Annotated in this window: 14 protein-coding genes; 5 read left to right on the plus strand and 9 right to left on the minus strand. The window is 54.6% G+C overall.

Going from position 1 to position 16832, the window contains the following annotated elements; all coding sequences use genetic code 11:
• Positions 1–26 precede the first annotated feature (26 nt).
• Positions 27–692, plus strand: a complete 666-nt coding sequence (gene msrA, locus C8N31_RS02740) for a peptide-methionine (S)-S-oxide reductase MsrA (RefSeq protein ID WP_025047419.1) — start codon at positions 27–29, stop codon at positions 690–692.
• On the opposite strand, the gene C8N31_RS02745 is transcribed toward msrA, so the two are convergent.
• From C8N31_RS02745 to C8N31_RS02755, 3 genes are read right to left on the minus strand one after another with little or no spacing between them, the layout of a single operon-like run.
• Entirely contained in the window at positions 689–1561 is an 873-nt protein-coding gene (locus tag C8N31_RS02745; RefSeq protein WP_025047420.1) for a ribokinase, read from the minus strand. The two genes, msrA and C8N31_RS02745, sit on opposite strands and share 4 nt — an antisense overlap.
• Positions 1558–3816 (minus strand): NADP-dependent malic enzyme, encoded by a 2259-nt coding sequence (locus C8N31_RS02750; protein ID WP_025047421.1) that lies wholly within the window; start codon positions 3814–3816, stop codon positions 1558–1560. The genes C8N31_RS02745 and C8N31_RS02750 overlap by 4 nt, the downstream gene beginning before the upstream one ends.
• Before the next feature lie 56 nt (positions 3817–3872).
• Positions 3873–5603 carry a glycosyltransferase 61 family protein gene (locus tag C8N31_RS02755; RefSeq protein ID WP_025047422.1) on the minus strand — a complete coding sequence of 577 codons (1731 nt, stop codon included), beginning with the start codon at positions 5601–5603 and terminating at the stop codon, positions 3873–3875.
• Positions 5604–5766: 163 nt separating this feature from the next.
• Here C8N31_RS02755 and mutS point away from each other — a divergent pair, with 163 nt between their 5' ends.
• On the plus strand, positions 5767–8388 hold the full coding sequence (gene mutS / locus C8N31_RS02760) for a DNA mismatch repair protein MutS (protein ID WP_025047423.1): 2622 nt from the start codon (positions 5767–5769) through the stop codon (positions 8386–8388).
• A gap of 50 nt (positions 8389–8438) precedes the next feature.
• Here mutS and C8N31_RS02765 read toward each other — a convergent pair whose 3' ends face one another.
• Positions 8439–9002: a nucleotide exchange factor GrpE gene (locus C8N31_RS02765; protein WP_025047424.1), complete on the minus strand. Its 564-nt coding sequence runs from the start codon at positions 9000–9002 to the stop codon at positions 8439–8441.
• A 9-nt stretch (positions 9003–9011) separates the two neighbouring features.
• Positions 9012–10076 carry a heat-inducible transcriptional repressor HrcA gene (hrcA, locus tag C8N31_RS02770; RefSeq protein ID WP_025047425.1) on the minus strand — a complete coding sequence of 355 codons (1065 nt, stop codon included), beginning with the start codon at positions 10074–10076 and terminating at the stop codon, positions 9012–9014.
• Positions 10077–10187: 111 nt separating this feature from the next.
• On the opposite strand from hrcA, the gene rph reads away from it, so the two are divergent.
• Genes rph through hemW form a run of 3 tightly spaced genes read left to right on the plus strand, consistent with a single transcriptional unit; the run spans position 10188 to position 12659 of the window.
• On the plus strand, positions 10188–10901 hold the full coding sequence (gene rph, locus C8N31_RS02775) for a ribonuclease PH (protein ID WP_025047426.1): 714 nt from the start codon (positions 10188–10190) through the stop codon (positions 10899–10901).
• Positions 10898–11509 carry an RdgB/HAM1 family non-canonical purine NTP pyrophosphatase gene (rdgB, locus tag C8N31_RS02780; RefSeq protein WP_025047427.1) on the plus strand — a complete coding sequence of 204 codons (612 nt, stop codon included), beginning with the start codon at positions 10898–10900 and terminating at the stop codon, positions 11507–11509. Before rph ends, rdgB begins: the two co-directional genes overlap by 4 nt.
• Positions 11502–12659 (plus strand): radical SAM family heme chaperone HemW, encoded by a 1158-nt coding sequence (gene hemW / locus C8N31_RS02785; RefSeq protein WP_025047428.1) that lies wholly within the window; start codon positions 11502–11504, stop codon positions 12657–12659. The genes rdgB and hemW overlap by 8 nt, the downstream gene beginning before the upstream one ends.
• Here hemW and C8N31_RS02790 read toward each other — a convergent pair.
• From C8N31_RS02790 to mnmG, 4 genes are read right to left on the minus strand one after another with little or no spacing between them, the layout of a single operon-like run.
• Entirely contained in the window at positions 12656–13555 is a 900-nt protein-coding gene (locus tag C8N31_RS02790) for a ParB/RepB/Spo0J family partition protein (RefSeq protein WP_025047429.1), read from the minus strand. The genes hemW and C8N31_RS02790 overlap by 4 nt on opposite strands.
• Before the next feature lie 10 nt (positions 13556–13565).
• The gene (locus C8N31_RS02795) at positions 13566–14363 is read right to left on the minus strand and encodes a ParA family protein (protein WP_025047430.1); all 798 of its coding nucleotides are present in this window, start codon (positions 14361–14363) and stop codon (positions 13566–13568) included.
• On the minus strand, positions 14356–14964 hold the full coding sequence (rsmG, locus tag C8N31_RS02800) for a 16S rRNA (guanine(527)-N(7))-methyltransferase RsmG (protein ID WP_025047431.1): 609 nt from the start codon (positions 14962–14964) through the stop codon (positions 14356–14358). Before rsmG ends, C8N31_RS02795 begins: the two co-directional genes overlap by 8 nt.
• Positions 14961–16832 (minus strand): tRNA uridine-5-carboxymethylaminomethyl(34) synthesis enzyme MnmG, encoded by a 1872-nt coding sequence (gene mnmG / locus C8N31_RS02805; RefSeq protein WP_197021500.1) that lies wholly within the window; start codon positions 16830–16832, stop codon positions 14961–14963. Before mnmG ends, rsmG begins: the two co-directional genes overlap by 4 nt.

Here is a 16832-nt window from a genome sequence, read left to right on the forward strand (position 1 = left end):
TTGATCGCAACCAAGAGGAGCAGACAATGAATAAACTCTCCAACTTCAAGGCCTTTGCCCTTGCCGCGTTGATCGTGGTTGGCATTTGCGCCCGCGCGCCCCATGCCCATGCAGCAGGCACCGAAACACTGGTTGTGGCGGGCGGCTGTTTCTGGTGCGTTGAATCCGACTTTGAATCCGTCAAAGGGGTCAAGGAAGCTGTGTCAGGGTTCGCGGGCGGGAAAACCAAAAACCCGACCTACAAGCAGGTCACATCTGGCGGCACCGGTCATTATGAAGCGGTCCAGATCCAGTTTGATCCCGCAGTGGTCAGCCGCGATACGATCCTGTCGCTGTTCTTTCGATCCATTGATCCAACCGACGCAGGCGGACAATTCTGCGACCGTGGGCCAACCTACCGCACAGCTATTTTTGCAAATGGCCCAGCGCAAAAAGCCGCCGCTGAAAAGGCCAAGTCAGAGGCGCAAGCCGAGCTGGGGCAAAACATCGTCACCCCAATCTTGCCTGCTGCAAAATTCTATGCCGCCGATGAGTATCACCAGGACTATTACAAAAGCACAGAGCGCCTCGCGATCAGCAGCGTTGGGATTGGTGTAAAAAAGGCTGTTGCCTACAAACGGTATCGCAAGGGCTGTGGCCGTGACAAACGGGTCAAACAGCTTTGGGGTGCGGATGCACCGTTCGTGAATTAACCAAAATCGTGGTCGAGGATTTCTTTGAGGTCAGGGATCACATCTGCGGTGCCGTGCCGTGCCACCATCAGCGCCCCGGCCTGCATCGCCAGATCAATCGCATCCGCCATATCCATTCCACGATCGAGCCCGGCCAGAAGATAGCCCGTGAACGTATCCCCGGCCCCTGTCGTATCGACCGGATCGGCAGGATAGGCCGCATATGTTTGGGTGATATTCCCTCTGTTAGAGACCCATTTGCATCCATCACCACCAAGCGTGACAACCACATCATCCAACGGCAGATCTGACAATTGCTGCCCGGTTGCCGATAACAATTGCGCTGCTTCAACCTCGTTCAGGATCAGCAAATCCGCCATGTGCGCCAGCCCTGCCACAGCTTCGGCGTCAAACGGGGCGGCTGCATAGGCTACACGCAATCCCAAAGTCTGCGCCGTTTCAGCAGCAAACTGTTGGCCGAGTGTTTCGTTCTGCATCAAAAGAAAATCGCCCGGCGATGCCTCTGCCAATGCCGCGCCTATCATCTGTTCGGTGATGGCATGATTGGCACCCGGATAAAGAACGATGCTGTTTTCACCAGCCGGATCAACGCAGATATTGGCATGACCAGTCGGCAGCGCGACCACGGAAATATGTTGCGTATCCACGCCATATTCCAGCAACCGGTCCTTGGCCCAAGCTCCATCAGCGCCCACTGCACCAATATGCATAACCCGCGCCGCGGCACGCGCCGCGGCAACAGACATATTCGTTCCCTTGCCCCCCAGCCCACGGTCAAAGCCGGTCGCGGCGAGGGTCTCCCCCGGTTCGGGCAAATGCGGCACCCGGTAAAAGTTATCCGCATTGATCGAACCGAGGTTCCAGATCATTTACCAACCTCACAAGCCGCAAGGATCGCCATGTTCAGAATGTCGTTGGCTGTCGCGTTGGTCGAGCAAATCTGGATTGATTGATCTAAGCCCGTCAAAATCGGCCCAATCACCGTTGCGCCGCCCATTTCCTGCATCAGCTTAACAGAGATGCTGGCCGAGTGCCGCGCTGGTACCACCAGAATGTTCGCAGGCCCCGTCAAACGCGAGAACGGATAGCTTTTCTGTGCCGCTGCGTTCAGGGCCACATCCACAGTCATTTCGCCCTCGTATTCAAAATCGACGCCACGCGCGTCCAGAACGGTCGGTGCGAGGTGCATCTTTTCGGCGCGTTCCGACACCGGATAGCCAAATGTCGAGAAGCTGACGAAGGCCACACGTGGCTCAAGCCCCATATGCCGCGCAACCCGCGCGCCGCTTTCTGCGATATTCGCCAGATCATTTTCATCCGGCCATTCATGCACCAGCGTATCGGCAATAAACACGATCCGCCCCTTGTGCATCAACGCTGTAAATCCTGCCGCGCCATGCTCGGCATTTGCCTCAAACACATGGTTGATCCGCTCCAGCACATGCGCAGATTTGCGCGTTGCGCCGGTGACAAGCCCATCACCATGCCCATGCGCCAGCATCAATGCGCCAAACACATGACGATCACGGGCGGCCAGACGGTGAATGTCTTTTTTGTCAAAACCGCGCCGCTGCAAACGGCCATAAAGGTAGTCCTTGTAGCTGTCCAAATGCATGGTGTTGGCGGCGTTCACCACCTCCAGCTCTCGAACTGCATCCGCCATACCGGTTGCTTCCAGCTTGGCTTTGACATCATCGGGCCGGCCTACAACCAAAGCTTTGCCAAGGCCGGAGCGTTGATACATCACCGCCGCCCGCAATACCCGTGGATCATCGCCCTCTGCAAAGACCATCCGTGCCTGATTGGCCCGTGCACGGGCATTGATGCCGCGCAGGATATTCGCGGTTGGGTCCATGCGGGATTTCAGGTTTAGCTCATAGGCGTCCATGTCAATGATCGGACGTCGGGCCACACCGGTATCCATCCCCGCCCGCGCAACCGCTGGCGGAATGCGGTGGATCAGCCGTGGATCAAACGGCGTGGGAATGATGTAGTCGCGGCCAAAGCTCAGCGTCTTACCATAGGCCACAGCAACTTCGTCTGGCACATCTTCCCGCGCAAGATTGGCAAGCGCATGGGCGCAGGCGATCTTCATCTCGTCGTTGATCGCTCGGGCATGAATATCCAGCGCGCCGCGGAACAGGTAGGGAAAGCCCAGAACGTTGTTCACCTGATTTGGATAATCACTGCGCCCGGTGGCGACGATGGCATCCATACGCACCTCGTGCGCCTCTTCCGGCGTGATTTCCGGATCAGGGTTTGCCATGGCAAAGATCACCGGATTGTCTGCCATGCTGGCGACCATATCGGGGGTCACGGCACCTTTGACAGACACGCCAAGAAAGACATCGGCGTCTTTCATGGCATCTTCCAAAGTGCGCAACTTGGTGTTTGCTGCATGCGCCGATTTCCACTGGTTCATACCCTCGGTACGGCCTTGGTAAATCACCCCTTTGGTGTCACACATGATGCAATTGTCATGCCTTGCACCCATGGCCTTGAGCAGCTCAAGACAGGCAATACCCGCCGCACCTGCGCCATTCAGAACAATTTTAACATCTTCGATCTTTTTGCCAGAAATATGCAGAGCATTCAGCAGACCCGCCGCACAGATCACCGCTGTGCCGTGCTGATCATCATGAAAGACAGGGATATCCATCTCTTCTTTCAGACGCTGCTCAATGATGAAACATTCCGGCGCTTTGATATCTTCGAGGTTGATCCCGCCAAAGGTCGGCCCCATCAACTTGCAAGCATTGATAAAGGCCTCGGTGTCTTCGGTATCCAGCTCGATATCGATGGAGTTCACATCGGCGAACCGCTTGAACAGAACCGCCTTGCCCTCCATCACAGGCTTGGATGCCAACGCGCCCAGATTGCCAAGCCCCAGAACTGCGGTCCCGTTAGAGATCACCGCCACAAGGTTGCCCTTGTTGGTGTAGTCATAAGCCGTTTCAGGCGTTTCCGCGATCGCCTCACAAGGCACGGCAACACCAGGCGAATAGGCCAGGCTCAAATCGCGTTGGGTGGTCATCGGGACGGTTGCGCTGATCTCAAACTTGCCGGGGCTGGGTTCAAGGTGGAAGGCAAGCGCTTCTTCTGAGGTAATACGGTTCTTGGTCACGGGATCGGCTTTCTGCTGTTTAGACGAGTCATAGACAGCAAAGCACGAGCATACAATCAGGTGACGTATTTGACCCAATTATGTGCGGTAACGAAGTTCTCGTGCCGTTCCGGAAAATCACGTTCGAGCCGCGACAAAGCCCAGCGTATCACCTGCGGACGCTCACACCGGTTTGCACACCAGATCATCCGCACCAAAGTCTGCCAACGGCTACGATCCGCCTTATAGGCCAGATCCAGCGCCATCAGTTCTGATTTGGGTTCGTCCAGTTCTTTGTGGCAATCCGCCTTGATCAGACAAAGCTCCGCATCGCGGTCCAAAAACTCCGAATGTTGATCGATAAGATCTGCCGCCTTGTCCGGCGCGCCAGCCTGCAAGACGCGGGCAGATGTTTCGAGCAGAACCGGCAATTTCGTCAACTTTGGAAAATGGCCCAGCAAGGTCACAACAAAGGCCATAATCCCGGCTGTCGCTGCCTCTCCCAACCGTACCGGAACAATCCCATCTTGCTTGAAACTCGGCTCTAACAAGGGGTTTTCCATGTTGTGATCCGCAAAAAAGCTGATGTATCGACATTGCGCCGCATTCGCCAATGGCCAGAAATCACCCCAGCGAAATTGCGCGGTTTGCAGTGTACCCAGCTCAATCACATAGGCATCAGGATTGGCGAACAACATGTTGGTAAAGCCCGCCCCGTGATAGGAAATCATCACCTCAGCCTGCGCCATAATCGCCACCTGCTCCAGCGGGGACAGATTTTCAAACACCACATATTCAAAGTCAAACAGCCGCAGATGATCAAACAGCAGATCTTCGCCCTCCATGTGCCGCGCCCGGCTTTGGCGATCATCGCGCCCCACAAAGAAACGTTTCGGCAGATGGCTGAAACCTTGCCCCTCAACAGCCGCCAATCCCCGGTTTCGCAATGCAATCAGCGGCGAACTGACGCAGTTCATGGCAAGAACCGCCTGACCACTCACATTTGCCAAACCGTCCCCGTCTGCAAACGGTTTTGGCGCATAATCCTCTATTCCACTGATGCTCTCACGCGGTGCCTGATAGTGACCGCCCAAAAACTCATAGGTAGATATGACGTTGTCATACTCCTTTGGCGTCCGTTCAAAAAACACCCGCCCCGCAAGTTCAGGAAACAACGCATCGACAAATGCTTGCGCGAACGGCCTTTGTTTTTCTTCTTGGTTTGGAAAATGGAAATAAACACTTCCCGTGAAATTGAGCCCATCAAGAACTGTCAATTGTGACAGCGACTCTGTGATGAAGTGGTAAAAGTTAAACGTGTTCCGGCATTCGATAGCAACGTCAGTATCAGTCTCTAAATTGGGCAAAACAGATGGAAGTACGCGATCTTCGTTCTCATTCTGACAGGCCGAAAGGTAGGTCTGTACCTGATCAACACTGTTTTCGTCCGCCTCTTCGTTCTCCCAATGAAACCGATTGATCAACCGCACACCTGATGCGCCGTTGAGCAACATTCGATCATGAACCATGATGTGCGATTTTCGAAAGCTCGCCTGCTCAAGATAGACCGGGGCAGCATTGTATTCGATCGCCTTGGTAAAGGTTTTTTGCCGCTTCGTGACCGCCAGAAATGACCGGATCTTCTTGTTGACCTGCTCATGCGCGCTGACGGCGAAACCTTCAATCACGGCCCGCTCCCTGGGTCTCCAGATAAATTCCGGCAGGTTCAGCAGAAAAAACCCCGGATCGCTCCAGGGATTGTGAAACAAGGTTTCTGGCGGCAAGGACAGGTCAATCTTGTTGCGCACGGGCGGCTGGATCTCTCATCAGGTGGTGTTAACCGGATTTTAACACCAAGAATGCGCCGGTCTAGCAACATCTCTGACTGCCGACCTCTTTCCTCAGACCGCTTGGTTTTGTACAGACAGGCATGCGGGGGAGAAACCAGTGAGCGAAGAAAAAGTCACGCCGATGATGGCGCAATATCTTGAGCTCAAGGCCGGATATGCCGATGCCCTTTTGTTTTATCGCATGGGTGATTTCTACGAGATGTTCTTTGATGATGCGGTTGCCGCCGCCGAGGCGCTGGATATCGCCCTCACCAAACGCGGCAAACACGCCGGCAAAGACATTCCGATGTGCGGCGTGCCGGTTCATGCCGCCGAGGGGTATCTGCTTACGCTGATCCGCAAAGGGTTTCGTGTTGCCGTTTGCGAACAAATGGAAAGCCCAGCCGAAGCGAAAAAGCGCGGCTACAAATCCGTAGTCAAACGAGATGTTGTCCGCCTTGTCACCCCCGGCACCCTGACCGAGGAAGCCCTTCTTGAACCGCGCCGCCACAACTACCTCGCCGCATTTGCAGAGGTGCGCGATGCATCGGCCTTGGCTTGGGTCGACATATCCACCGGCGCCTTTCACGTCATGCCACTGGCCACCGTTCGGTTGAGCCCAGAGCTGGCGCGTCTTTCTCCATCAGAGTTGATCGTATCTGAGGCGAAAGAGTCGGAATTCTTCGATTTAGTCTCGGATTTTGGGCTCGCGCTGACGGGGGTCGCACGATCCGCATTTGACAGCGCGGCGGCGGAAAAACGGATCTGCGATCTGTTCAGCATCGCCACACTTGATGCCTTTGGCGGTTTTTCGAGGGCCGAAATCTCCGCAATGGGCGCTCTAATTGACTATTTGGAGATAACCCAAAAAGGCAAACTCCCGCTTCTGCGCCCTCCTCAAAAAGAAAGCGAGACACGCAGCGTTCAAATTGACGCCGCAACCCGCCGCAATCTCGAACTGACCCACAGCATGACAGGCGGCCGCGCCGGATCACTTTTGTCGATCATGGATCGCACCTGCACCGCCGGAGGCGCAAGACTTTTGGAGCGCCGGATCGCAAGTCCGTCTCGCGCATTAGAGACTGTTATAAAGCGGCTTGATGCGATTTCATTCTGCACAGAACAGCGCCGGTTGATACAGGATGTTCGCGCTCATTTACGCAAAGTACCTGATCTTGATCGCGCCCTTTCGCGTCTTTCTCTTGATCGAGGTGGCCCACGCGATCTGGCGGCAATCCGCAATGGGTTATCCGAGGCGGAGCTTTTGGAGAACCAGCTTGCGTCATTCGAATTGCCCGATCTGTTAAACACCGCCGCCAAAAGCCTGACGGGTCATACTGATTTGATCGCACTGCTCGATGCGGCATTGGTGGCTGAGCCGCCGCTGTTGTCCCGCGACGGCGGTTTTATCGCCGAAGGTTATAACGATGACCTAGATGAATCGCGAAAGCTGCGCGATGAGGGGCGGTCAGTCATTGCAGAAATGCAGCAGAGTTTCGTCTCTATTACTGGGATTTCGACACTGAAGATCAAGCACAACAACGTGCTGGGCTACTTTATAGAAACTACCACCACTCACGCCGATAAGATGCTCGCGCCGCCGCTGTCCGAAACCTTCATCCACCGTCAGACAACCGCCAATCAGGTGCGCTTCACCACGGTAGAATTGTCGGAGATGGAGACCAAGATCCTCAATGCGGGCAATCACGCACTTGAGATCGAAAAACGGCTCTTCGAAAACCTCAAGGCCGCCATTCTAGAAAACGCCGCTCAGATCGGTGTCACGGCAACCGCATTGGCCGAGATTGATCTGGCCGCCGGACTGGCCGATCTGGCGTTGGCGGAGAACTGGACGCGGCCCAAGGTCGACAACAGCCGTGCCTTTGGCATCAAGGGCGGGCGTCATCCGGTCGTGGAACGCGCCCTGGCCCAACAATCGGGTGATCCGTTCATCGCCAACGACTGCGATCTCAGCGCCTCAAACACTGATGCGAATATTTGGTTGCTGACCGGCCCCAACATGGCCGGTAAATCGACATTCCTGCGGCAAAACGCGCTGATCGCGCTGATGGCGCAAATGGGCAGCTTCGTCCCCGCCGCTTCTGCGCATATCGGTATGATCAGCCAGCTTTTCAGCCGCGTTGGCGCCTCCGATGATCTGGCACGAGGGCGGTCTACCTTCATGGTCGAGATGGTCGAAACAGCGGCCATTCTCAATCAGGCAGACGACCGCGCCTTGGTGATCCTGGATGAGATTGGCCGCGGCACTGCGACCTATGATGGGCTGTCGATCGCTTGGGCCACGCTTGAGCATTTGCATGATGTGAACCGCTCTCGGGCGCTTTTTGCCACCCATTACCACGAGATGACTGCCCTTTCCGGCAAGTTGGATGGCGTGGATAATGCCACAGTCGCGGTGAAAGAATGGGAGGGCGAGGTGATCTTTTTGCATGAGGTCCGCAAGGGCGCGGCAGATCGGTCTTATGGTGTACAAGTCGCCCAATTGGCGGGTCTCCCAGATGCGGTGATTGCCCGCGCCCGCGTTGTTCTTGATGCATTGGAAAAAGGTGAGCGTGAGGGCGGGGCAACCCAGAAAACGCTGATTGATGATCTTCCGCTGTTTTCAGTGAGCGCAACGCCGGCCCCTGCCCCGGCACAGAAATCCGAGGTAGAAGAGCAACTCAAGGCAGTCATGCCAGACGAGCTTACCCCGCGAGAGGCGCTTGATCTGCTGTACAAACTAAAAGAGGCGGTCAAAGACTGACCACCTCTTCCTTTTTGGCTCAAAATATTCTCGCCGAAGGCAAGAATCTCTTATCCCGCTGGTTGCGAGGATACCCCAACCTGTGCGGGACGCAGCAAACGGTCATGCAACATGAACCCTTCTGCCGCCACCTGAATGATATCGCCCGCTTTGGTGCCTGGCACCGGCGCTTCGAACATGGCCTGATGGTGCTGCGGATCAAACTTGTCGCCAACTTCAGGCGCAATCACTTCGATCCCGTGTTTCTTGAACACATTCAGCAACTCGCGCATGGTCAGTTCCACACCCTCAAGCAACGGGCCAGACACCTGCCGCTGCTCTTCGGTTGCGGCCTCAAGGGCGCGTTTCATATTGTCATAAACCGGCAGCATATCGCGGGCCAGCTTTGACCCGCCGTAGTTCTCTGCCTCACGGCGATCCTTGTCAGACCGCTTGCGAGCGTTCTCCGCATCGGCCAACGCCCGCATAAAGCGGTCCTTGTACTGATCCCGATCCGCACGAAGCTGATCCAGCTCCAGCGCTTCATCATCAATCTCGGCCGCGTCTTCGGCAAATTCCTCTGCCATCGCTTGCTCAATATCGTCGAGAAAATCGTTTTCCTTGGGCTCTGCCATTTTTCACCTCTAACTCCGATCGGAGACCAGTTTTCCGACCAGCTGTGCCGTGTAATTCACAATGGGCACGATACGTCCATAGTTCAGGCGGGTGGGGCCAATCACGCCGACCGCACCAATCACCTTTCGATCAGCGTTCATATAAGGGGAAAACACCAGAGAGGAACCCGAAAGTGAGAAAAGTTTGTTTTCTGAGCCGATAAAAATGCGCACACCGTCACCGCCCTCGGCCAAATCCAGAAATTCGGCGATGTCGCGCTTGCGTTCCAGATCATCAAAGAGGCTGCGGATGCGCTCCAGATCCTCAGCTTCGGCTTCCGTTCCCAACAGATTCGACCTGCCCCGGACAATCAACCGCTCTGTACTGGTGTCATCGCCCTGCCAAAGCGCGAGACCACTCTCCACCATATCGCGGGCCAGCACATCAATTTCTTGCCGCCTTTGCGCGATTTCCCGTTCAATTGTGTGCTGAAGTTCGCTGATGGTTTTGCCTTCCACCAGTGCATTCAGAAAATTTGCCGCCTCCCGCATGGAACTTGGCGTTTGGCCGGGCGGTGGTGTGAACAGCCTGTTTTCAACATGACCGTCAGAAAACACCAGAACAACCAGCGCCCGATCCTGTGACAGCGAAACAAACTCGATATGTTTGATGGGCGCTTCGTGTTTCGGCGTCATGACCAATGACGCCCCTTGCGTGACACCCGACAAGGCAGAGCCGACACGGTCCAGAAGCCCGCCCACATCTGATGCGTTATCGCCTAGCGTTGCATCAATTTTCTCGCGGTCTGTCTCTGTCGGATCACCCAGTTCGATCATCCCATCAACAAACATCCGCAAGCCCAACTGGGTTGGAATGCGCCCCGCGCTGACATGCGGCGATCCCAACACGCCGAGATACTCAAGATCCTGCATCACATTGCGGATCGTTGCCGCGCTAACCTTTTCGCTGAAATCACGAGTGAGCGTGCGGGAGCCAACAGGATCTCCATTCGCCAGATAGCCCTCAACCACCCGGCGAAACACTTCGCGGGACCGGTCGTTCATCTCTTTGAGTAGATCTGAGGTCTCTGTCATCTTCTTACCTGTTTAGGAGATAATAAAGGTGCAGCAAGGCTAAACGTCAATCGGGCTTGCATACAGCATAGGTCGGACGCTATCCCCGGTTCAAACAGTAAAGGAATGAATATGCGTCCCTCTGGCCGGAAACTTGATGAAATGCGTGCTGTCTCTGTTGAGGTTGGCTTTACCAAACATGCCGAAGGGTCGGCGCTCATCAAGATGGGCGATACCCATGTGTTGTGTACCGCAACCATCGAAGACCGCGTGCCGCCGTTTATCAAAGGCTCCGGCTTGGGTTGGGTCACCGCAGAATACGGCATGTTGCCCCGCGCCACCAACACCCGGATGCGCCGTGAGGCCACAGCTGGCAAACAAGGCGGTCGCACAGTTGAAATTCAGCGTTTGATCGGCCGGTCCTTGCGGGCAGGTGTGGATCGGGTTGCATTGGGCGAACGTCAAATCACCGTGGATTGCGATGTATTACAGGCCGATGGCGGCACCCGCTGCGCCTCGATCACTGGCGGTTGGATCGCGCTGCGCCTTGCGGTCAACAAGCTGATGAAAGCTGGCGATGTGATCACTGATCCGTTGGTAGATCCAGTGGCGGCGATCAGCTGTGGCATCTACGCGGGCCAACCTGTGCTTGATCTCGATTATCCTGAAGACTCCGAAGCGGGCGTCGATGGCAACTTTATCATGACCGGCTCAAAACAGCTGATCGAAGTGCAGATGAGCGCTGAAGGGTCCACGTATTCCCGTGATCAGATGAACCAGTTGATGGATCTCGCCGAAAAAGGTGTGTCCGAGCTGGTCGCAATCCAAAAGGACGTCACTGCGTGACCCGCAAATTCACAGAAAACCGCATCCTGATTGCCACGCACAACGCGGGCAAACTGGAAGAGATGCAGCAATTGTTCGCTCCGCGCGGTGTTTCTGTGGTTGGTGCGGCAGAATTAAAATTGCCAGAACCAGAAGAAACTGAATCCACCTTTGTCGGCAATGCGCGGATCAAGGCCCATGCCGCCGCGCAAGCCACCGGCCTGCCCGCCCTGTCCGATGATTCCGGGATCGAAGTCGAGGCACTGGGTGGTGCACCTGGGGTATACACTGCAGATTGGGCTGAAACTCCAACAGGCCGTGATTTTGTCATGGCAATGACCAAAACCCACAACCTGCTTGAAGAAAAATCCGCGCCACACCCCCGCCGCGCCCGGTTTTGTGCCACGCTGGTTCTGGCTTGGCCCGATGGACACGATGAGGTTTTTGCAGGGCGTGTTAACGGAACCTTGGTTTGGCCGATGCGCGGCAAATTGGGGCATGGCTATGACCCGATGTTCATGCCCGACGGTTATGACATCACCTTTGCAGAAATGGACGCCGATCAGAAAAACGCGATCAGCCACCGGGCCGATGCCTTTGCCAAACTGATTTCGGCTTGTTTTGACTGAAGATTGGCAAAACGGCGGCTTTGGCCTCTATATCCATTGGCCGTTTTGCGAAGCGAAATGCCCCTATTGCGATTTCAACAGCCATGTCAGCAGGCAAATTGATCAACGCGCATGGCGTGATGGCTATTTGTCAGAGCTGAAACGCACCGCAAGTGAAACCAAGGGCCGTATCCTGAACGCCGTATTCTTTGGTGGCGGAACGCCCAGCCTGATGGACCCTGACGTTGTAGCGGACGTGATCAACGCCATCAAAACTCATTGGCCCACAGCCAACGATCTTGAAATCACCCTAGAAGCGAACCCCAGCTCAGTTGAGGCAGGACGTTTTGCCGCTTATCGAGACGCTGGGATCAGCCGCATCTCGATGGGGATACAGGCTTTGAACAATGACGATCTCCGTCGCCTTGGCCGCATTCACACCGCAAAGGAGGCGCTGACAGCCTTTGATGTTGCGCGAGGCGCGTTTGAGCGGGTGAGTTTCGATCTGATTTATGGACGGCAGAACCAGACCGCGCAGGCGTGGGAGGGTGAGCTAAAGCAGGCACTAAACCTGGCGATAGACCATATATCGCTTTATCAGCTTACCATTGAACAAGGCACCGCGTTTGGCGACCGCTATGCCCGTGGCGGCTTGCGCGGATTACCGGACGAAGATCTGGGCGCAGACCTTTACACGCTGACCCAAGATGTTTGCAATGACATGGGAATGCCAGGATATGAGGTTTCAAACCACGCACGAGATGGCGCCCAATCGCGGCATAATCTGATCTACTGGCGGTATGGTGACTATATCGGCATCGGTCCGGGGGCTCATGGGCGCATCACAATTAATGGCCGGCGACAGGCAACAGTTTGTTTGAGCAATCCAAAGCTCTGGCTGGAGAAAGTCGCAAATGGCACAACGGGAAAATCTCGTAGCTTGCTAGATCAATCAGAACAGGCGATTGAATTTCTGTTGATGGGCCTGCGGTTAAAGGAAGGGATTGATCCAAAGCGGTTCGCTCAGATCGCCGGAAAACCGCTGCCCAAGGATAAACTCGACCACCTGAGCGAGATTGGTATGATCCACGCGACAGATGATCGAATTATCGTTTCAGATCAGGGCTTTAACGTTCTAAACGCCGTCATTGAGAATTTGATACCCGACTAGGAGCCGCTCAACACACGGCACAATTCGTCCAGTTCATCCAGCGAATCGTAATGCACAGTGAGCTGACCTTTCTCTTGGCCTGGCTTGTGGTTCAGAACAACTTTCATCTTAAGTGCTGCAGTAAGATCACCTTCCAACGCCTTGGTATCTGCGTCTTTCTCAACTTTCTCCGCTGGTTTTTTGCCTTCGACCACATCGCCCGAACCGGGTTGCTGTTCCTTCTTTACCAAAGCTTCAGCAGCACGAACGGATAGGCCCTTTTTGATGATTTCTTTGGCCAGCTTGACCGGATCCAACGCGGGCACAAGCGCACGCGCATGTCCTGCGCTCAAATCGCCATCGCGCACCATGTCCAACACGGGCTGAGGCAAATTCAAAAGCCGCAGCAAGTTCGCGATGTGACTGCGGCTTTTACCAAGGGCTTCGGCCATCTTTTCCTGAGTATGGCCGAACTTGTCCATCAATTGCCGATAACCGGCTGCTTCTTCAATCGCATTCAAATCCGCACGCTGAATATTCTCGATGATCGCCACTTCAAGAACTTCGACATCGGTGAATTCGCGGACCACGACAGGCAGTTCGTGCAACTGGGCCAATTGCGCCGCCCGCCAACGGCGTTCACCTGCGACGATCTCGTAGGTATCATCGCTTCGCTTGCGGACGATCAAAGGCTGAATAACGCCTTTTTCTTTGATCGATGCCGCCAAATCATCGAGATCTTCCTTGGCAAACCGCTTGCGTGGCTGCTCGGGGTTCGGTGAAATCCGCTCAATCGGGATATACTGCTCCGTTGCGACGGGCCCTTGAGCTGTGGTCGCTTCGGTCTCTGCGACATCGGCCATAAGGGCGGACAAGCCACGGCCTAATCCACGCTTGCGATCTTGTTTATCAGCCATCTCTGCATCCTCAGATGTTGTTTTTGATCAATTCTTTAGCCAAATCGCGATAGGCCTCGGCCCCCTTGGACTGAGGGTCATAGGCCAGCACTGGCATAGCATAGCTGGGCGCTTCACTCACCCTTACATTTCGAGGGATCATCGTTTCAAACACCAGATCACCAAGATTGCTGCGCGCATCCTGCTCAACCTGCTGCGATAGGTTGTTGCGCTTGTCGTACATTGTAAGCACAACCCCCTCAATCCGCAGGTCCTTGTTACCGGTTTGCCGAACCTCGCGGATCGTCATCATTAACTGGGACAACCCTTCCAACGCAAAGAACTCACTTTGCAACGGCACAAGGATCGAATGGGAGGCAATCATCGCATTCACCGTCAGCAAATTGAGCGATGGCGGGCAGTCAATCAGGATATAGTCCAGTTCATAGCGGTCCATCTGCGTTTGACGCAGGGCATCATGCAATAGAAAGCTGCGCTTTTCGTTCGATATCAGCTCGATATCCGCCGAACTCAGATCAACTGTCGCAGGAACAATCAACAATCCTTGGTAGTCGGTATCCTGAATAACCTCATCCAGATCAATGTCTTCAAGAAGAAGCTCATAGGTCGTGTAAACCCGATCTTCCAGCTCAATACCTAGTCCGGTCGAGGCATTGCCCTGCGGATCAAGATCAACAAGCAGCACCCGCTTGCCCTCTTCTACCAACGCCGCAGCGAGATTTATCGCAGTTGTTGTTTTGCCAACCCCGCCCTTTTGATTGGCAACAGCAATAATCTTGGGACCGTTGGGGCGAGACAGATCAGACACGGGCAATTTCCTTGATACTCAAGATAGCGGCATCGGCGCTGGTTTTACTTCTGACAGGTTCACAATCGTAGGACCACAGCCTCCGCGCTTCCTGGTCTTCTTTTTTCCATTGTGCACCCTTTGGGAACAAGGCCAGCCCAGTCGGCAATAGATGACGATCAGCGAAACCAAGCAAATCGCTCAGATCTGCCAAGGCGCGTGCTGTAAGAATGTCCGCCTTCAGAGGTTCGATGCTTTCAATACGGTCTGATCGCACGGTAACCCCGAGATCAAGCTCTCTAGAAGCGGTTCGCAGGAATGCGCATTTTCTCTGATCGCTTTCTACCAGAGTAAATCGAAGCGAATCCGGGTTTTCCGATGCCAGAATGGCCAGAACTACCCCGGGAAAGCCTCCGCCGCTCCCAATGTCGACCCAATGACCTTGCTTTGGCGCCAGTTCAAATAATTGTGCTGAATCCACAATATGCCGATTCCAGATGTGAGGAATACTTGCTTTTGAGATCAGGTTGATCTTTACGGTCCACTTCTCGACCAGCGCAACAAATACTTTGAGCTTGTCCAATGTTTCACGTGAAACATTCAAATCAGTTTCGTCGCTCATGCGGTTTTCTTTCCGGTATCACGGCGCAAACGAGCAAGCAAAAGCGTCAAAGCTGCCGGTGTCATTCCGTCAATCCGTGCCGCTTGGGCGAGCGTTTCCGGCTGCGCCGCAATCAGCTTTGCCTTCAATTCATTCGACAGACCTTCGAGTGCAGAATAGGGAAAACTGTCTGGAATCCGCTGTGCCTCATCTTTACGCAAGGCCTCAATGTCCTTTTGCTGCCGGCCTAGATAGTTAGAATACAGCGCATCTCGTTCAATTTGTTCAGAGATCTCAAGCGCCACGCCGTCAAGTTCCGGCACAAGTGGCAGAATATCTGCAAATTTCATATCCGGAAAGGACAGCAACTGAAAGGCGCTACGACGGTTGCCATCCTGACTGATCTCTATGCCTGCTTGAATTGCTTCTTTCGGCGTAAAGGTGGCCGACGTGAGCTTTGCTTTGACACGCGTCAACTCATCCAGCTTCGCCTGAAAGGCGTTCGTTCTTTGACTTGAAGCGCATCCAAGCTGGATCGCCAATGGCGTTAGGCGTTGGTCTGCGTTGTCTGCACGCAACGACAGCCTGAATTCAGCCCGAGAGGTAAACATCCGGTAGGGTTCAGTCACACCGCGTGTGGTCAAATCATCAATCATCACGCCGATATAGCTGTCTGCACGGCTGAAGGTGACCGGATCCCGACCTTTGGCAGAGAGCGCGGCGTTCAAACCCGCAACCAACCCCTGCGCGGCCGCCTCTTCATATCCTGTTGTGCCGTTGATTTGACCGGCCAAATAGAGCCCCGGCACTTTTCGCAACTCCAATGTCGCCTTTAGCGCCCGCGGATCAATATAGTCATACTCGATAGCATACCCGGGTTGAAGGATAACAGCATTCTCAAGCCCCTTCATTGAACGGACATAATCCAGCTGCACATCTTCTGGCAATGATGTGGAGATACCGTTTGGATACACCGTGTGATCATCTGCGCCTTCAGGCTCCAGGAACACTTGATGGGAATCCTTATCGGCAAATCGGACGACCTTATCCTCGATCGAGGGGCAGTACCGGGGACCAACACCATCAATATGGCCACCGTACATCGCTGATCTTTCCAGATTGGCACGGATAATTTCGTGTGTCTTTTCGTTGGTATGCGTAATACCGCATGAAATTTGCGGTGCTGTTGTTTGCGTCGAGAGGAAGGAAAACAATACCGGTTCTGCATCACCAGGCTGATCGTCTAACACATCCCAATTGATCGTGCGACCATCCAATCTTGGTGGAGTGCCCGTTTTGAGCCGCCCCATAGGGAGATCAAACCTGTCGATGGTTTCGGCCAGCTTGTTCGATGCCTTGTCGCCCATCCTGCCACCAGATCGCGAGACCTCACCGATATGAATGACGCCTCGCAGGAATGTGCCCGTCGTGAGGATCACAGCATCTGCTGTAATTGACTGTCCATCTGCCAGAATAACGCCGCCAACCGTTCCATCCTCGACAATCAGATCGGTGACCTCACCTTCAATAATACTCAGGTTTTCCTGACTTTTGATCTCTGCCAACATTTGGGTACGGTAGATTTTTCGGTCCGCCTGTGCCCGGGGGCCTTGCACAGCTGGGCCTTTGCGACGGTTCAGCAAACGGAACTGAATACCGGCCTTGTCCGCAACGCGGGCCATCACACCATCCATGGCGTCAATCTCACGTACGAGATGCCCCTTGCCAAGCCCGCCAATCGCCGGATTGCAGGACATCACACCGATCCCGGCCTCTGTCATAGTTACAAGAGCGGTGTTCGCTGACATCCGAGCTGCGGCATGCGCAGCTTCAGCCCCGGCGTGGCCCCCACCAATTACGATGACCTCAAAATGTTTCACGTGAAACAC

It is taken from the genome of Sulfitobacter mediterraneus (assembly GCF_003054325.1).
In the GTDB taxonomy this organism is placed as follows: Bacteria; Pseudomonadota; Alphaproteobacteria; order Rhodobacterales; family Rhodobacteraceae; genus Sulfitobacter; species Sulfitobacter mediterraneus.

Bases quoted from the DNA above. Each gene is read 5' to 3' on its own strand.
- msrA (WP_025047419.1), top strand. From the start codon at position 27: ATGAATAAACTCTCCAACTTCAAGGCCTTTGCCCTTGCCGCGTTGATC.
- C8N31_RS02745 (WP_025047420.1), bottom strand. From the start codon at position 1,561: ATGATCTGGAACCTCGGTTCGATCAATGCGGATAACTTTTACCGGGTG.
- mutS (WP_025047423.1), top strand. From the start codon at position 5,767: ATGATGGCGCAATATCTTGAGCTCAAGGCCGGATATGCCGATGCCCTT.
- C8N31_RS02765 (WP_025047424.1), bottom strand. From the start codon at position 9,002: ATGGCAGAGCCCAAGGAAAACGATTTTCTCGACGATATTGAGCAAGCG.
- hrcA (WP_025047425.1), bottom strand. From the start codon at position 10,076: ATGACAGAGACCTCAGATCTACTCAAAGAGATGAACGACCGGTCCCGC.
- rph (WP_025047426.1), top strand. From the start codon at position 10,188: ATGCGTCCCTCTGGCCGGAAACTTGATGAAATGCGTGCTGTCTCTGTT.
- C8N31_RS02790 (WP_025047429.1), bottom strand. From the start codon at position 13,555: ATGGCTGATAAACAAGATCGCAAGCGTGGATTAGGCCGTGGCTTGTCC.
- rsmG (WP_025047431.1), bottom strand. From the start codon at position 14,964: ATGAGCGACGAAACTGATTTGAATGTTTCACGTGAAACATTGGACAAG.